This window comes from Sphingomonas sp. Leaf30 (genome assembly GCF_001422525.1).
In the GTDB taxonomy this organism is placed as follows: Bacteria; Pseudomonadota; Alphaproteobacteria; order Sphingomonadales; family Sphingomonadaceae; genus Sphingomonas; species Sphingomonas aerolata.
This window is the reverse complement of record NZ_LMKZ01000009.1, coordinates 1-17,270: the sequence shown is the minus strand read 5'-3', so window position 1 is coordinate 17,270 and position 17,270 is coordinate 1. Positions and strand designations below refer to the sequence as shown.

Sequence of the window (17,270 nt, the reverse complement as noted above, 5' to 3'; positions counted from 1 at the left end):
TCCGCCATTGCCCTCGCCGCCACCGTCATCTTCTGGCTTTGATCAACGAGTCCTGACCCTAGGGGAGGCAGGCAATTTTCCGGCAGGCATCAAGGCCGTGTCGGAGTGGTTTCCCGCCAAGGAGCGAGCCTTCGCGACCGGCGTCTTCAACGCAGGCGCGAACATCGGCGCAGTGATCACGCCGCTGATCGTGCCCATCATCACGATCGCGTTCGGCTGGCGGATGGCGTTCATCATCACCGGCGCGATCAGCCTGGTCTGGCTCGTCGCCTGGATCGCGATCTACCGCCGCCCCCGCGAAGTGGCCAAGCTGTCGCCGGCGGAACTGGCGCATATCGAGAGCGATCCGGCTGACCCGGCGAAGAAGATCGGCTGGATCAAGCTGCTCGGCTACCGTGAGACGTGGGCGTACGCACTCGGCAAGTTCCTGATCGATCCGATCTGGTGGCTGTTCCTGTTCTGGACGCCGGACTTTCTCGCCAAGACCTATAATCTCGATCTCAAGAGCTTCGGACCGCCGCTAGTCGCGATCTACCTGCTCTCCGACCTCGGCAGCGTGGCCGGCGGGTGGTCTTCGTCGAAGCTGATGAAACGCGGTTATTCCGCCAACTTCGCGCGGAAGATCACGATGCTGGCCTGCGCGTTCCTGGTGATGCCTATCTTCTTCGCCCAATATGTCGACAATCTCTGGCTCGCGGTCGGGATCGTCGGTCTGGCGACGGCGGCGCACCAGGCGTTCTCAGCCAACCTCTATACGATTCCTTCGGACATGTTCCCGCGTGGCGCAGTCGGGTCGGTGGTCGGGATCGGGGGCACGGTCGGCGCGATCGGGGGCATGATGATGGCCAAGTTCACGGGGTACGTCCTCCAGACCACAGGCAGTTACACGCTGATCTTCGCCGTCGCGGGCAGCACGTATCTGATCGCGATCACCGTCGTGCACCTGCTCTCGCCGCGCTTGGCGAGAGTGAACGCCGACTGAGGGTTGTCCCGCCCTCCTGTTCTTACGCAAGGACGGGACCGAGCATGGGTCCTCGCGTTCGCGGGGGCGCATTTGCGACGCAGTGAGATTTCGCCAGATCGCTCAATGCCGATTGGCTGCAAGGAGAGAGCAGTGAAGCGTTCCACCACGGCGTCCGTCCTCGCACTAGCTGTCGCCAGCGTCACGACTGCGGCTGCACAGGACGCAACCGGCCTCCTCTTCCGCGCGTCCGCCGACAAGAGCCTCACCGCCGACTACGCGACCGGTGATCCCGTCCCCAATTTCCGCAGCGGCGTCGACGTCACCCCGGATGGCGCGATCGGCGGCGCCGCGCGATGGGCGGACGACGGTTACGTCGCGTGGAAGGCACCCGGCAACATCCGCGCCGACCGCGGCACGCTCGCGTTCTTCTGGCGCGCCCGCACCCCCGTGGGCGAAGCCCCATTCGTGATCTTCCGCGCCGGGTTCGCGGACCATTCAAGCTGGGACATGGCGTTCTTGCGGATCGACTGGAACGGCCACGGATTCGACGCCTTCGTCACCGACGCCAACCTTTCACAAGTCCGGGTCGCTTGGACGATACCGCAAGCGCTCGCCGCCGACGCCTGGTCGCATGTCTCGTTCGCCTGGGACGAGACGGTCGGCGTGCAGCTCTTCGTCGATGGCAAGCTCGTCGCGCGGAAGGACCAGAAGGCCGACCTCGACAGCGGCCTCGACCAGTTCGGTCTCGCCGGTCGGGTAATGTCGCCGCACCAAGTGCAGAGCCGCTACAATTTCATGCGCGGTTCCGACCTCGACGAGATCCGCGTCTACGACCACATGCTCACAGCCTCCGACGTCGCCGCGCTCGCCGACAAGCGCGAACCGTCCCCCGCCCCGGCGACCGGCCCCGCCGCCAGACGCACGGCTTGGCTTCACCGCTACGGCTGGGACAAGACCACACCGCCCGTTCTCGATGCCGACGTAACGCGCGTCCGAAAGGTCGAGTTCGTCGACGCGAAGGACCTGAAGCAATGGATGTGGAAGGGCGTAGACGGCATCGCCGAGACGACCTGGCCCGGCGTCTACAACCGATCCCGCCTGCCCGGCCGCGACGATTATTTCGAGCTGCCCGACTGGAACACCTATGTCGAAGGCGGCAAGCGCTACGATCTGACGATCCCCCCTGGCGAGCGCGTCAACCGCGTCGAGATCCGCGGATCCGCGTACGGCCGACTCGACTGGGGCGACGGAACCAAGACTGCCCTGATCGGCGCCCGTGCTCCAGGCACGGTCCGCAGCGTAAACCAGTTCGCCCCCCGCACCGGCGGCACGCTCAGCTTCACCAACACGATGCAGGAGCAACCGATCCAGGAGTTCTGGGCCTACGACATCGGCGCGGGCGCAGAACCCGCAGGTAGCTTCAAGCTCTCCTACACCGTCGACGCAACCGCCTCTCCCAACCTTGCCGCCCTCGCGCCCCTCAACGTCTACATCGCGGGCCGCTTCGCTTCGGACGAGCGCAGCACCGTCGTCGCGATGCCCTCCGTCGGCCTCAAAGCCGCGGTCGGCGCAGGCACCGGCGGCGCATCCGGCGCCCCCGTACGCCGCAAGGACGCCGCGCCGATCGTCCACATCCTCATCCCGGCGAGCTTCGGCGACGCGCTTCCCGACCGCCCGCTGGCACGCGCGTTCGACTATGGCTGGCAGAACCTCAACGACGGCCTCGACGGCCTCGCGATCGACATCCCCGCGCTGAAAGCCGAGCCCAACGCCGCCGGCCTGATCGCGCTCAACGTCCGCGTGAAGGACCCGATCTGGCCGGGCCGCGACGTGATCGACCTCTCCGTCTCGGTCCGCCCGAACGAAGCACGTACGCTCTGGCTCGACCTGCGCGACCGCATCCTGCCCAACGACAGCATGTATCTGACGATAGCCAGCGCTGAGCCGGGCTTCGATGCCGCCGCGCTGAACGGCGCGAAGATCCGCCTCGTCTTCAAACCTCGCGCCGCCGCCCTTACCGAACACGTTGCCGACCGGATGACGCAAGTGAAGGACAATTGGGGTTTTCTCGTCGAGGAACACACCGCGTCGAAGCGCGCCGGCCTCTACCAGCGCCTCTTCGCCGACATCTCCGACCTGCTTCGCGTCGACCCTGATAACGCGCGCGCCCGCACCTATTGGGCGGACATCAATTATCGGCCAGAAAACCTTCCCGCCTTCGTTCAGCCAGTGGCCCCCGCAGGTGTACCCCTATGGGCCTTCCGACAGCTCGAAGACCTCAAGCGTGTCCGCGAGTTCGTCATGTGGTGGATCGACGAACGGCAAGTCCCCTACGGTGATTTCGGCGGCGGCCTCTCTGACGACACCGACCTGACGCAGCAATGGCCCGGCCTTGCGTTGATGGGTGTCGAGCCCGACAAGATCAACGCCTCGCTCCGCGCGCTGTCGGATGCGGTCTACAAGAACGGCATGATCGTTAACGGCCTCGGCTACATCACAGCCGACGAACTCCACGCGTACGAGGAGGGCCTGAACAGCAACGCCGAACGCCTCTATCTGAACTGGGGCGAACCCAAGGCGATCGAGCGGCTGATGGACACCACGCGTGCCCTCCAGACGGTGATACTCAAGAACCCCGCCGGGCACATGCACTTCGCCAGCAACTGGTATGGCGGGCGGAAGATGTACCGCGAAGGCGCATGGGAATGGCAGAAGCCCTATGCCTTCACCGTTATGCACGGCCCGATGCTGGTCGGCCTCTACAGCGCCAATCCGCTCGCACGCGGGCTCGTCACCGGCGTGATCGACGGCTGGATGGCGCATGGCAAACAGGGTCCGGACAGCAGCTGGAGCTATCCCAACGAGATCAACTGGCGCACCGACGCCGAGCGCACCGGCGACGGCGGCGGCATTACTACCTCGCTCCAGGCGACCTGGGCCGCATGGCGCTACACCGGCGATGCGAAATACCTGCGTCCGATCGAAGCACGCCTCGCCAAGGCGGGTGCGGGGGCACTTGCCGAGTTCAACGAGAACGCGTTCGACGCACTTCCCGGTGGCGCCGCGGCCCGTGCCAAGTTAGCCGCCACCAAATCGCAAGACTCGTTCGCCCGCTACACTGCCTGGGCCGCGACCGGCGACACCGCCCCCCTGGAAGCACTCCACGCAGATGCGATCGCCGACAAGTCGCAGCACATGGACATGTACACCGAAGGCCATTGGTGGAGCGACCGCGTCGACCAGCCAAGCGAGATCCTCCAACGCGAGCGCCTCGGAGGCATCGCGCTGCGCCGCAACCAGAGCTGGCCAGGCAACACCGTAAGCTGGCGCTTCGCCGAGCTAGGCGCCGCAACACGCGTTGCGCTCCTGCTCCCGGACGCGACACCGACCAGGTTCCGGGTGATCGGCTACAACACCACCGATCACGCCCAGCGCGCGACGATGTCGACTTGGACCGTCACCGCCGGCCGCTGGTCGATGCAGGCGTCGACCAGCGGCGACGGCGGCAAGACGCTCACACCGATCGGCGCTGCGCAGACCATGACGCTCGAACGCAGCGCCAGCACTGACGTGACGTTCGCGCCCGGCACCACGGTGTTCGACTTCGCGCTGATCGAGCCGGGCACTCCAGTAGACGAGCGCGCGGACCTCGGCATCGGCACGGACGACGTGGTCATGAGGGGTCGGAGCGCAGCGATCACCGTCCACAGCCTTGGCGCGAAGGACACAAAAGGCGGCCATGCGGAATTGATCGACGCGACGGGCAAGGTCGTCGCCACCACGCGCATCCCCCCGCTAGCCGCACCGCTCGATCTCAAGCCCAAAACCGCGACTGTGAAACTTGCGGTCCCGTCCCGCCTCGATCCCGCGACGCTGGCCATCCGCGTCGCGCTTACCGGAGACGAGCCCGAGATCACCCAAGCCAACAACAGCGTGGCATTGACCCGATGATGCGCACTCCATGACGCTTCGCCAATTTCCCGACGCCTGCTCCGTCGGTAGCGTGACCGCTCCCACCCCGTTCGCGCTGAGCGAAGTCGAAGCACACCTCCCTTGGGTCACGCCATTCGACTTGGCTCACGGCGAACGCGAGTATGTGGGATGACGCCAAACCGCAGGAATATGCTCGCTGGGCTGGCGTCATCAGTGTTCTTCCCTTCTAACGTGCACGCCCAGACCGCCTCGTCTCTACGCCAAGCGCTCGACGCGGCCGCGGCGACCGATCCAGACGAAGCACTCCGTCTTCTCGCCCCCTTCGACCCACACGCCTTGCAGCCCGGTGGCCGCCTTGATCTGATCACAACGCGAGCCGGTTTGGCGGTCGACGCCGCCATCGCGCGGTCCACGTTCGGCCGCACCGGACGCAGCCCTTACCGCGTCACCCCTACGACCGGCGCCTGGAAGGCGGCACGTCCGGTTCAAGCCAGGATTGACGCAGACACCACCGCAATCCTCGCCGACGCCAAAGCAGGCATCGTCGCTCCCCGCCTGTCTCTCGATCGCACGGTCGACGCTCTCCGGGCGGCGCTCCCAGATCCCGCGATCGAACGACAGATCGCCGCGCTCGAAAGTCTCCGCGACATCGCACCATCCGCTCCCGGGGTCGGACGGTTCAAGGGCGGCGCGGACTGGTACGCGCTACAACTGCAACGCTCGCTCGGCACCATGACGCCAGCCTATGCGGAACGTCGACTCTTTGTCGAGCTGAACCGCCTCCACGCCCGTGCCACGTACCTGTTCGATCGGATTGGCGCGCCCAAAGGGACGGTCGCGGCGCGCTATGCCAAACTCTGGCAGAACGAGCGCTTTCTCTATCCGGACACTAACGCTGGCCGTGCCGACGCAATTGGCGACATGAACAGCATGCTCGCCACCGCGCGAGCAAAAATCCCGACGGCGTTCGGCGAGCTCCCTCCCTGGTGCCTGAACGCCAGCGCCCGCGCGTTATCCACAGAGGAGATCGCCGCTGGCCGCGGCGGCTATCGAGAGGTCCCAACTTCGACTCGCGCCGGCGCATATGTCGTCGATCTAAAGGATATTTGCCGTCGCCCGCGCTGGACGTTCCCCAGCGTCGTGGCACACGAATTGCTGCCGGGCCATATGATCCAACTGGGTCTGGAAGGTATCACCCCGCCCCACCCGCTCCGCATCGAATACGCGTCATCCTTTGTCGAAGGCTGGGGCATCTACGCTGAGCAACTCGCGGAGAAAGCCGGCACATACGGCGATCCTCACGATGCGCTCGGGCACACCCACTGGCTCCTTTTCCGCGTCGCCCGCGCGCTCGTCGATCTTGGTATCCACCTTTACGGTTGGTCGATCGAGCAAGCAAGGCACCGCCTTACCGAATGGCAAGGTCAACCCGCCTATTTTGCACCGTTCGACATTGAGTTGGCGCGGATTCCCCTCGAGCCGGGCACTCGCGTTGCTGAGGCGATGGCTTGGCTCGCAATTGCCGACGACGGCCGCCGTAAACGGGCTACCGCCTATCATCGCAGCCTACTGCTATCGGGACGGAAGCGAGTTAACTTAACTATCGTAAGTTGAAATTTGCGATCTTCCGATTATAAAATACACATCCGCTCTGCTGTAGGTCCCAACTGAGAACGTTATTCCGCTCTCTACCAGGAAGCCGCCGTTCGCGCCCCTGCCCGGCCGCCTGAACGAATGGCAGCTTACCGCAACGGGCCGCTCGAAAGCGGGCAGGCCGCTATCCACCAAGCGTTAGCGTTGCTGGCGAGGCGCCAGGCCCCATTCCCAATCATTCAGGGCCTACTTGTGCGGCCCAAAACAGACATTCGTTCAAGGTAGTGATTTGGGCGCCGCAAACTCCTGCAATCGATTCAGCGGGTTTCGTTCGCTGATTAACGGATGCGCAAAGCGTCCTCTACGCTGAGTTCGGATCGAGCGACGTCTTGGAAAATTCATCGCCAGCCTCACACGTAGGCAGTAGGCGCGCACTTACGAGCTTGCGCGCAAATTTGCCAAGTTCGGGCGCGTCGCCACAAATCACTCCGCGATTGTTTTTATTCAAAATTTCAGACCAGAGTGGCAAAACCCGCCGTCCTGATGACTATAACTCCAGCGGACAAGTGCCTCACCTATAGCAGCGTCGCGCCTACAGGATTCTCGAGAGCGGAACGCGTTGCAAACGTCGCCTTCCGCCGCTTGCCGAGCTCGATTCTGAAATTGTCGAGCACCGTAAGGTCGGCCTCCATCTCGTCCGGGGACGGCTGCGGGATGTCGCGGCCGGCTGACATGTCGTGGCCTGAACGTTCCGAGGCCCGCTTCATCGCTAAGAAGATCGTCCGGTAGTCTTCGTCAGTGACGGTCACCTCCTTAAGCCTACCCGTCATCACGTCCGGCACGAACCTTACAACCGTCTTCGCGAAGACCACCTCCTCGACCGCCCGTTCCCAAGATTCGCGCAGATCAGAGTAGAAGTCCTTCGCCTGCCGCCGGTATTCGTCCGTGTCAAAGTCAGTCAGGGATTTAAGCTTCTTCGCGCGTAGCCTCAGCGTCTCGATCCGCGCGCCGAGGTCGGCAACCCAGGGCTCGCGGTTCTCCCGGATCACGCCGAAGCCCTCGGATTGGGTCTTAGCGACGACTGACTTAACCAGCGGTGCGCCGTCTCCTGCTCTGGCGGCCTCCGATACCACCTCGTTAAAGAACACCAGGTTGTGCGTGAAGATGATCACCTGCCGTCCCTTCTTCGCTTCGGTCACGAGACGGTGCGCGACTTTGCGAATACGCAGATGGTCAAGCGAAGAGACGGGATCATCTACAAGAATTCCGTAGCGCGCGTCGTCGCCTCCGATCTCGGCTAAGAAGCACGCGAGCGCCAGCGCCCGCTGCTCGCCTTCTGACAGCACCTGGTTGTTCTTCACCGCGCCGGCGCCGTGCAGGCCAACTGAAAAGAGGCTCTTCCCACCGGAGCTGGAGTCGCTAACCTTGAACGGGAGGTGGGTCAGGCCGAGCGCGGCGATCTCCTCTGCGATCCTTCGTTCGAGCTCCTCGGTCACGAGCTGCTTGCGTAGGGCGGTGATCTGCGTCGAGATCGACCGCGTGGCTACCCGCGCCTGACAAACCGTCAGCAACTTCTGCTCCGAGACGTCACGCAGTCGCTGGAGCACCGTCTCGAGGTCATTCCCGAGCTTGGCCCGATCTTGGAGTTCGGCCAGCCGTGTCCGCATGGCGTCAAGCGCCTCGGTGTGCGAAGCGCTCCGCTGGAGCGACGCAGCCTCGGCCTCGAGGCGTGTGAGTTCCGCCGCGACTGTATCTACGAGGCCAGTAACATCCGGCGTAGGTGCCGGCGTCGCCGTCTCGTTCAGAAGTGCAGCGCGCCTTGCCTCAAATCCGGCCAGCCCCTTGAGGAGGTCGACCACGGCCGCAGCCCTGGTCGCGTCGAGCTGTCCGTATCCAGACAGGGTCTCTTCGACGACGGTTGCCTCAGGCACCTTGACCTGCTCGACCTGCGCCAAGAGCTTCTTCAGGGTATCGCGCGCGCCGTCGGCGCGCTTCGTAGCTTCGCCGCTCACGAAGTCATTGAACCGGGCGAGCCGCGCAGCGCCCGGCGGGGTTAGCGGCTCGAGACACAGGAGGCACAGGTCGCCGGTCGTCTCGGGCAGGCGCTCTGGCGGTATCTCCACGCCAGCCGCAGCGAACTCGCGGGCTGCCTCAAACAGGATGCGCCAAGACTCGCCGCCGACATTCGCGACAGGTTCGTCCCCAAAACTAACAGTCGCTGCGATCCTCTCTGCCTCCACCGCTTGGCCCAGCTCGCGCCGGGCCGACGCGAGCGTCTCGCCCACCGTCTCCGAGAGTCCGTCTTGGAGGGTCGCCAGCACCTGGCCTACGCGCGTTAGCACAGTGACGGCGCGGCGACGCGTCGCCGCCAGCGCCACCGGATCTGCGGCGAGCTCGGCTTCGAGGCGGGCAAGCTCAGCGAGGTCCGGCTGGCTCAACTCGGACAGTCTGCGGATCTCGTCCTCGGTGGGCAGCGAGGGGGCCCTGGAGTCCAGCTTGGCGAGGGTTAATGCGACTACGCTACCCGGGGTGTATCCGGCCGGCAGCCCGACGCGCAGCCGCGGCGTGAGCACCTTCTCGTCCGCCAAAAATTTCGCGGCCATCCGCTGGCACAGCTCGCCGTGGTGTTCGAGGATTGCGAGCTCGCGGGGCAGATAGGCGATCCTGTTGCCGCTATCGACGTAGAGCCGGGCGTTATGACTGTCGAACACAGAGATCTGGCGGAGTTGTGATGGAGGCGGTGTCGCGGGATCCCACTCGAGCTCGGTCACCGCATCGTCGCCGACCTGGTAGCGCACATGCACCCGCATAGGTCCGCCGCCGGCGTCGAAGACATTCCCCCTCAGCTGATCCGACGTTAGGCTCCGGCACAGCCGCTTGGCTATGCGGGTGTAGCCGCTTTTCCCGCTCCCGTTTTCCCCATACACTAGAGTGATGCCCACACCGGCCATGCGCAACTTCTGACCACCGGCTAGGCGGTCTATGTTCTGCACGGGACCTAGCTGCGCAAGCACCGTCCGCCGCGTCTCGCCCGAGGGGCCACCGAGTTGCGAGACGTCGATTGCAGTCATGGGGTGGGGTGAAGAGCTGGCACCGGCCGCAGCACGCACGTTGTCGAGGATGCAGTCGGCATCCGTCTGCGCAATAGAATGATCTGCCGCCGCAGCGATCCGACGAAGGCTGTCATTTACCCAGTCAGGCTGCTCCGCAGCCCAACTCATCAGATCCTTGGCCATTTCTCCTCCCCTGTACGGCCAGAATGATTGCGTCCCGTGGCCGAAGCAAGTGAGGTTTCAACTAAATCGATCCGATGGACTGGCGCCTCGAGCAAAGGAGTTTGAGCAAACCACCGAGTGTGCCGGTTCGTGCTCAAAAGCAGTCGTTGCCATCTACCATTAGCGCTCGAAAATGTAACGGTGGCCCCGTCTGAACAGACGTCCGCTTAGCACGATCGCTGCCGGAAAGCGGACGCTTCAATCTCTACCACCGGGCTTCCAGTCGTCGTTTTCACCGAGCTCCGATTAGGTTTACCCTGTTTCCAAGATGTCGGAACGCGCGGTCACGGCAGGTCAGCAGAATCACCTGCATTCGCGACGCCGCGTCGGTCAGGATCTCGGTCATCAGATCGAGGCGGGCATCGTCCGAATAGACGAGCGGGTCGTCGAGGATCAGCGACACTGGTAAACCCTGCTCCAGCAGCATGTCCGCGAAGGCCAGCCGAGTGAGCACCGAAAGCTGCTCCTGGGTGCCACGGGAAAGGTCACCGCAATTTTCACCTAGCCCGCTACGCATGATTGATGTCAGGCCTAGATCATCCCCAAAGCTAGGATCGCAGCCGGGCAGGAGCCGCTCGATGTGCCGACGCGCCCGCCGGGCGACGGGCCCGACGAACGTCCGTGAGGTCTCTGCACGCGCACCTTCCAGCGTGTCGCGAAGCAGCTTCAGCGTTTCCGCCTCCTGCGTCACGCGCGCCAGGTTGGCGGCCGCAGCATCCGCTTCTTCTCGCGCAGCAGCAGCGCGGTCCGCCAGTCCCTTGCCGCCTTCCGCCTCAATCCGGGCCTCGAGCCCGGCGACCACCTTCTCCAGATCGATCCGCTGCGTCCGGGCGACCTCGATACGTTTGTCCAACACCCCGATCTGGCGTTCGATCACCGCTACATCATGCGCTGTCGCAGCACGTTCGGCATCCTGCAGACGAACCAGCGCAGCAGCTTCTCGCTGACGTGCCTCCAGCATAGCCTCATCCAGACGATCTACCTCAGGCTTGCCTTCCAAAGCAGCCAGCTGCGCTACGGCGTTGGCAGCATCACGCTCTGCGCTAGCCGCCTGAACCATCAGCGGCGCATTGCGCGCTTCCAGCTCGCGCAGTTGCGCAGACGCCGCCTCATCGACGCCCTCCGCCCTTGCGAGCGCGCAATCCGCCTCCGCCGCGATCACGCTCAACTCGTCGACGTCCGGTCCTTTCTCACTGCCCTCCCCTTCAGTGCTTTCCGGCAATCCTGCCATGAAGGTCTTCAGGGCCGAAGCACCGGCGTCGAGACCGAGCAGCGCCACGGCCGGCGTGATTCCAGATATCTGCGCTTCAAGCGTCCGCACGTTGGCGACAGCATCACGTGCGACCTCATTACGTGACCGCGCGTCAGCGACACTTGTCACCCCGTAGTCGGCCAACGCGGCGCCCAGGTCATCGCGGGCGTTGGCGAGCGCCGTTTCGGCGCTTTGCAGCCCAGCTGGCGGTCGGATGATTAACTCAGCCTCGCCAAGCTGGATGCGCGTCTCACGCGATAGCGTCTGGTCACCGCGCTCGACCGGCATTCCGTCGATCCGAACACCGCTGACATCGCCCGCGAACTCGATCCGGGTCGCGCCCGCCTCGACTGCCGCGCGTGCCTTGTCGACGGCACGTTCGCGTTCCTCCAGCGTCTTGATGACGCTGGAGGGGATCACGGTCGTACCGAGTTCGTGCGCTGCCTCCAGTTCGGCTTCGAGGGGCAGCAGCTCAGCATGCCGCTGGCGTACCTGCGTGATCTCAATTTGACGTGCTCGCGCCGCAACGCATTTGTTGCCAGCATCAAGTGCGGCATGCGCCTTGCGCCTATCGTCGCGGGCCGTCGCCAGCCTATCACGCGCCGTACCCGCTTGCTCACGCGTGCTGGTCAATTCCTCTTCCAGGCCGGATCGTTTCTCACGCGCCTTGCCAAGTGCTGCGGCCGTGTCACTAACAGCCTTCCGAGCATCAGCGAGACGCGCGATGAGGTCCTCCAGTCCCCTAACCTGATCAGCAAGGCGGCCTCGCTCGGCCAGCCTAGTATCGCGCAACTGCGCAGCAGACCGCGCCACGTCGATCTGACCAACGAGAGCCTTTCGCCGATCTGCGTCCGTCGTATCGGCAAGATCACGGTCCAACACTTTCAGCCTAGCCCAAGCGGCCTCGAGATCGGAGAACCCTTGTTCAAGGGCGGCGAGCCGGGCGGCCGCCTCGGTCGCAACGCTCTCGGCAGCGTCATGCTCGGTACGTGCCGTCGTCTGGCGACCGCTAGGCCGGCCGGTGTTAGTCCAATAGTCTGCGAACTGGCTGTCGATCCGGGGCCGGACACGCTGGTAGGCTGCGCCGCCCATGATCGTGCCAACCTCAGCCTCTAGCGTCGCACGCACGCTATCGCGGACGATATCGCCCGGGGCCGTGACTTCGAGCGCCTGCGCCTGCCCTACCCAAAGCAGCCCCAGCGCACCGTGAGCGGCCGCGTCGCCGGCTTGGCTCGTGTCACGGCGCGCGCCGAGCAATGCCTGCAGCTGAGCTTCAGCATCTTCGCCTTGTGCACGGCCGTTTGGTCCACGCACCTCGACCGACGCACCTTTCAGGAAGCGCTTATTAACCTGCCAGTCCTCGCCTCGCGCCTCGAAGCCGACCTCGATCTGCGGGGCGACGGCCTCGCCGTGCGGCGCATAGCTCCGCGCCAGCCGGTTGGCTGTGTTGTGCCGAATGAAGAAGGCCGCGCGCATGGCTTCCAGCAGTGTCGACTTGCCGGTCTCGTTGGGCTCGATGATGACGTTCAAGCCGTCAGTGAGCCCGTCGAGGACGAACGGCTCACGGAACTTACGGAAGTTGGCCAGCGCGATGCGCCGGATCTTGAGGCTCATGCTGCGTCCTGTCCGCGCTGATATTCCACGAAGAGGCGCTCGAGCGCCCGCTTGGCCGTGACCCCGTCGGTACCGCCGGCCTCGATCATGCGCATCAGCTTTGCGGCAGCCGTTCCGATCATCCCCTCTACCTGCAGATCCGCCAGGTCCTGCTCGCTTGGCCGACCCACCAGGTCGTCTGCCGCAACCGCCAGATGCCGAAGGCGATGGCGTAGGTCATTGTCCAGCTTGCCAAGGATCGTGATCCGGTCGGACAGGCTGACGATGCCGGCAAGCGACAGCTGCAGGAGCGTTGCCGACGGTTCGATCGGGCCAAGCAGCCGATCGCACTCGGCGGCAAAGCCGTCCGCGTCAGGGATCGTCCAATTCCGCATCAGCCATTGGAACTTGCCCGTGCGGATCGGTGACACGATCGGCTCCACGCCTTGCTCCAGCGCCACGAGCAAGGCATATCCCGGTTCGTCTCGCTGGAACCGATCTTTTTCCGGTGTGCCGGAATACCAGGTTCGTGAATCGACCCGCAGCGCTCCGTGCCAGTCACCGAGCGCCAGATAGTCTAGGCTGGAGCGCTGTGCGCGATCGGGAGCGATCTGGTTTTGCGCCTCACCGCGCGACGAAAAATCACGGATCGAACCATGGGCCAAGCCAATGCGCAGTGTCGCGCCCGGCGTCTCCATCGTGTCGAACAAGGCCGTCGGGTCATCAAGATTGTGCCGGTGCGTGAGTGGTGCCGGCAAAAGCCAGTGTCCAGGTTCCAGCTCGCATGGCACGGGCTCGGTGATGACGCGGATGTTCGCCGCCCCTTTGGCGCGGACACGGTCCCAAAGACCGCTGTTGCGGGCGAAGTCGTGATTGCCGGGGAGCAGCCACCACGTGCAGGCATATCGCTGCATCCGTGACACTGCCTGCACAATGACGCGATCTTCTGGACCCTCGGTATCGAAGACGTCGCCAGCGACCAAGACATGCGCAGCGTCATGCTCGGCCGCGGCCTTGCCGATCGCATCGATCGCATCGAAGCGCGCTTCGCTAAGTGCTGCGCGGACATCACTATCAAAGCGACCGTACGGCTTACCTAGCTGCCAGTCTGCGGTGTGGATTAGGCGTAGCATAGGGCTCTTTCGGTAACTTCTGGCCTACGTGCCGAACGCTGCCGCCACTTTGCCGTTCTGCTGGCAAACATCATCGTCATTGCGTTCTTGTTCAGGACGCTACGCCCGCTGAACGAGTTGCTCGATGGTCTCTGGTTCGGCTTTGATCAGCGACAATAGGACTCGCGCCGGCGCATCTGGCTGGCTGCGGCTTTGCTCCCAGTCCCGCACTGTACCCAGCGGGAGATGGTATGCGCGGGCAAACTGATCCTGTGTCTTACCCGTACGTTTGCGGATCGCCGCCACATCGATGGGTGCCGCTACCCTTGCGTGACCCGTTTCCCCGTTGGCATGAGCGATAGCGTCACTGAGGCCGGCTGCGATCTTGTCGAAGGCACTCTTCATTTTTTCCTCCTAAGGCTGTCGGTCAGCGTCTTGGTAAAAGTGGCAAGAGCATTACGCTCGCCCTTGGTCAGGTTAGCTTTTTCGTTCTTCCCGAAGACGGTCAGCAGGAACGTCGGTACATTCATGCCCGCATAGTAGGTGATCACCCGATACCCGCCAGATTTACCGCCGCCCGGTCGCGCTACCCTTAACTTCCGAGCCCCGCCGCACCCCGGCATGATCTCACCGGCTTCCGGATTGGCAGCGATCAGATCGACCACCATCTGCTGCTCCTCGGCACTCATGCCAACGTCCTTCGCGGCCGCAAGGTAGGCACTGGTTTCGATGACGGACTGCATACGACAGCATGTACGGGATACCCGTAGTTAGTCAAGTGGGTAGCATTTGGTTGGGAGGCACCAGAACGCGGCCGGTAGCCCCCTGCCCCACAGTCTGAACGAACGTCTGTTTACCGCAATCGCCGCCCGAAAACGGCCGGGCCGCTATCCACCACAAATGGCGATGCCGCCCCTTGCCCGGCTGTCTGAACGATCGTCCGCTTACGCCGTTCGATTTTCGAAAGCGGACGGGCGGCTTTCCGCCAGAAATGCAGACGTTCCGCATCGCCGGATGATGTAAGCCGCGCGCCGTTACAAACCTACGCCTTCACTCGCCTCAGCTTTCTTCGTCAAGCCCGTAATCGAATCTGCCAGCCGCGAGATCGGCAAGTATGGGATTGCCGAAGACAACACGGCGGACTTCGGGTACTTCGCCGAGATCGTCCGGGTGCCATGTGAAGACCCCAGATCTGCCACCCTGCGCACGCTCGATCCGTGAAAGCTGAGCTGCGGACACACCAGAGCGCCGCGAGAGCTCGGCTAACGACAAGCCTCGAGCCTCGCGCTCGAGGCGCAGGCGCCGACAAAGCTGATAAATCTTCGTGGCTTGAAGGCTACCGTCGAACAAGAGCGCTGGACGACCACTGTCACCAGCGATCGCCACCTGCGGCCAATCGAGTTCCAGTTCCTCCATGATCCGGTCAAGCGTGGAGCCTTGCGGCCAGGTGTGTCCGTTTTCGATCCGCGACAAAGCCACGCGCGTAATACCGACGCTCATGGCAAATGCGTCCTGGCTGATCGGCTCCACGACGCCCTTAACGCCCGTACGATGATCCTTGAGGATCTGCCCCAGGTCGGCGCGCAGGTGGCTGAAGCCTTCTGGCAGTCGCATTCGGGCGGGGGGACGTTCCGTCTTCATGAATAACCAATGATGGCGAATGTATGTAGATTTCGTGCACGCGCGGTGACGGCCGTCCCAAAACGTCGCTATGGCCGTCTCCAGGATCATATTGGCACAACCTGTCGATGCGCAAGACGCATTCGCCGAGCTTGTACGCCTCCTGGCACGACAAGCAGCGGCCGAACATCATGCGCGCATGCAGGATTCCCGTGCGGCAAAAGCTGTGAAACAATAAGCCATGCTCACGACCACGCACCGTCGCATCGCACTCTATGGCAGGCACTCAACCGCTATGCAGTCGGCATCATCGAGCGCTGATCAGGTCGCGTCCTGCGCGCCGCTGGTCGGCTATCTTGGCGGCACCGTGACAGCGACGTGGCTCGACCCGGAACTGTCGGGGTACCGGCGCGACCGTCCCGGGCTCCGGCAGTTGCTGCGCGCGGTGGAAACGGGCCAGATCGACATCATTGTATGCGAGGCGCTCGACCGGCTGGCGCGCGATGCCGAGGACGTGGCCTGGCTGGGCAAGAAGCTCGCCTACCACAGGGTCCAGCTACATACAGTGAGCGAAGGCCATGTCGACGAGATCAAATTTGCGGTCGCCGGCCTGCTCGGCTCGATCTTCCTCAAGCATCTGGTCGACAAGACGTTGCGCGGCATGGAGGCCGCCGTACTCGCGGGGCGGTTCGCCGGAGGGCGAGCCTACGGCTACAAGCGCATGGTCCGGCTCGATGCTAAGGGCGAGGTCCAGCGCGGGTTGCTGGAGATCGAGGAAGGACAGGCGGCGGTGGTCCGCCGTATCTTCGCGTGGTTTGCCGCAGGGCTGTCCTCCATTCAGATCGCCACCCGCCTGAACGAGGAAGGGGTTCCCGGCCCGCGTGGCGGGCAGTGGAACGCCTCGACGATCCGCGGTGACCCGACCAAGCTGGTCGGCATCCTCAATAACCCGCTCTACGCGGGTCGGCTGGTGTGGGGCCGCCGGCAATGGCGCAAGAACCCGGACAGCGAGAAGCGCGAACGCCGCTACCGGCTCCGCGATCGTACGGAATGGGTCGAGGTGGCGGTGCCCGAGCTACGCATCGTTGACGACGCGCTGTTCGACGCGGCGCACGCCGAGATTGAGCGCCGCAAGCGTGCGCCACAGGCAGCCTCGCCTGCAGGCGAGACCCGCGCGCGGCATCTGCTCTCCGGCCTTATCCGCTGCAGCTGTTGCGGTGCTAATTACACGATCAGCGGCAAGGACTATTACCGCTGCGCGGGGCAGAAGGAGCGCGGCACGTGCCGAAACCGCGTGTCGGTACGCAAAGGTCCACTGGAGACCGCCACCTTGGCGACCCTCCAGGAGCATCTGCTGACCGACGAGCATGTGCGCGTGTTCATAGAAGAGTTCGAGCGTGAACTGCAGCGACTGACACGCCAAGACACGGGCCGGCATGACGCCGCGCAACAGCGCTTACAGCAGGTCACCACCGAACTCGATAATCTGTACCAGAACCTGCTGGCCGGCATCGCCAGCCCGGCGCTGCGGGCGATGATCACCGAGCGCGAGGCGGAGAAATTGCGACTGAAGGCGCGCACAGGCGCTGGAAATGATAGCAAGCCTACCGCGATCCTCCTGCCGCATCCGGTACTCGTCGAGCAGTTTCGGAGCAAGGTCGCAGCACTCCGCCAATCGCTGGACGACGCGTCGATCCGGACCGAGGCAGCAGCCGTGCTGTCGACGCTCATCGAGAGCGTGACGATCTTTCCCGACGAGCCGGGCGGTCCGGAGGCGGAGGTGGTAGCAAAGGTGTCGGATTTGCTCACCTGGGCGACAAACGACAACGCCGCCCGTAAGGGCGGCGTGTCGGGTTCTATATCGGTGGTTGCGGGGACAGGATTTGAACCTGTGACCTTCAGGTTATGAGCCTGACGAGCTACCGGGC

General features: G+C 64.0%; 10 protein-coding genes. 4 read left to right on the top strand and 6 right to left on the bottom strand.

Annotated features, from left to right (window positions below):
* From ASE89_RS10725 to ASE89_RS10715, 3 genes are all read left to right on the top strand, one after another.
* Positions 1 to 982, top strand: a 982-nt coding sequence (locus ASE89_RS10725; RefSeq protein WP_056677379.1) for an MFS transporter, incomplete at its 5' end; no start/stop codon positions are given.
* A 105-nt stretch (positions 983 to 1,087) separates the two neighbouring features.
* On the top strand, positions 1,088 to 4,915 hold the full coding sequence (locus ASE89_RS10720; RefSeq protein ID WP_056677376.1) for a LamG-like jellyroll fold domain-containing protein: 3,828 nt from the start codon (positions 1,088 to 1,090) through the stop codon (positions 4,913 to 4,915).
* Between the two features lie 171 nt (positions 4,916 to 5,086).
* On the top strand, positions 5,087 to 6,511 hold the full coding sequence (locus ASE89_RS10715) for a DUF885 family protein (RefSeq protein WP_056677373.1): 1,425 nt from the start codon (positions 5,087 to 5,089) through the stop codon (positions 6,509 to 6,511).
* A 554-nt stretch (positions 6,512 to 7,065) separates the two neighbouring features.
* On the opposite strand, the gene ASE89_RS10710 is transcribed toward ASE89_RS10715, so the two are convergent.
* The 6 genes from ASE89_RS10710 to ASE89_RS10685 all read right to left on the bottom strand — a co-directional run bounded on the left by ASE89_RS10710 (position 7,066) and on the right by ASE89_RS10685 (position 15,363).
* Positions 7,066 to 9,726, bottom strand: coding sequence for an AAA family ATPase (locus ASE89_RS10710; RefSeq protein ID WP_056677370.1), 2,661 nt, complete (start codon positions 9,724 to 9,726; stop codon positions 7,066 to 7,068).
* A gap of 271 nt (positions 9,727 to 9,997) precedes the next feature.
* Complete coding sequence (locus tag ASE89_RS10705; RefSeq protein ID WP_056677367.1) at positions 9,998 to 12,631, bottom strand: AAA family ATPase; 2,634 nt, start codon at positions 12,629 to 12,631, stop codon at positions 9,998 to 10,000.
* Complete coding sequence (locus tag ASE89_RS10700; protein ID WP_031393559.1) at positions 12,628 to 13,743, bottom strand: metallophosphoesterase family protein; 1,116 nt, start codon at positions 13,741 to 13,743, stop codon at positions 12,628 to 12,630. The genes ASE89_RS10705 and ASE89_RS10700 overlap by 4 nt, the downstream gene beginning before the upstream one ends.
* A 99-nt stretch (positions 13,744 to 13,842) precedes the next feature.
* Complete coding sequence (locus ASE89_RS10695) at positions 13,843 to 14,127, bottom strand: helix-turn-helix domain-containing protein (RefSeq protein ID WP_031393558.1); 285 nt, start codon at positions 14,125 to 14,127, stop codon at positions 13,843 to 13,845.
* Positions 14,124 to 14,411, bottom strand: coding sequence for a type II toxin-antitoxin system RelE/ParE family toxin (locus ASE89_RS10690; RefSeq protein WP_234387436.1), 288 nt, complete (start codon positions 14,409 to 14,411; stop codon positions 14,124 to 14,126). Before ASE89_RS10690 ends, ASE89_RS10695 begins: the two co-directional genes overlap by 4 nt.
* A 370-nt stretch (positions 14,412 to 14,781) precedes the next feature.
* On the bottom strand, positions 14,782 to 15,363 hold the full coding sequence (locus ASE89_RS10685; protein ID WP_168427637.1) for a helix-turn-helix transcriptional regulator: 582 nt from the start codon (positions 15,361 to 15,363) through the stop codon (positions 14,782 to 14,784).
* A gap of 220 nt (positions 15,364 to 15,583) precedes the next feature.
* Between ASE89_RS10685 and ASE89_RS10680 the strand changes: the two genes are divergently transcribed.
* On the top strand, positions 15,584 to 17,251 hold the full coding sequence (locus tag ASE89_RS10680) for a recombinase family protein (protein WP_056677362.1): 1,668 nt from the start codon (positions 15,584 to 15,586) through the stop codon (positions 17,249 to 17,251).
* Positions 17,252 to 17,270 lie beyond the last annotated feature (19 nt).

Coding starts and splice junctions, on each gene's coding strand:
- ASE89_RS10720 (WP_056677376.1), top strand. CDS start 1,088: ATGCCGATTGGCTGCAAGGAGAGAGCAGTGAAGCGTTCCACCACGGCG.
- ASE89_RS10715 (WP_056677373.1), top strand. CDS start 5,087: ATGCTCGCTGGGCTGGCGTCATCAGTGTTCTTCCCTTCTAACGTGCAC.
- ASE89_RS10710 (WP_056677370.1), bottom strand. CDS start 9,726: ATGGCCAAGGATCTGATGAGTTGGGCTGCGGAGCAGCCTGACTGGGTA.
- ASE89_RS10705 (WP_056677367.1), bottom strand. CDS start 12,631: ATGAGCCTCAAGATCCGGCGCATCGCGCTGGCCAACTTCCGTAAGTTC.
- ASE89_RS10700 (WP_031393559.1), bottom strand. CDS start 13,743: ATGCTACGCCTAATCCACACCGCAGACTGGCAGCTAGGTAAGCCGTAC.
- ASE89_RS10695 (WP_031393558.1), bottom strand. CDS start 14,127: ATGAAGAGTGCCTTCGACAAGATCGCAGCCGGCCTCAGTGACGCTATC.
- ASE89_RS10690 (WP_234387436.1), bottom strand. CDS start 14,411: ATGAGTGCCGAGGAGCAGCAGATGGTGGTCGATCTGATCGCTGCCAAT.
- ASE89_RS10685 (WP_168427637.1), bottom strand. CDS start 15,363: ATGAAGACGGAACGTCCCCCCGCCCGAATGCGACTGCCAGAAGGCTTC.
- ASE89_RS10680 (WP_056677362.1), top strand. CDS start 15,584: ATGCTCACGACCACGCACCGTCGCATCGCACTCTATGGCAGGCACTCA.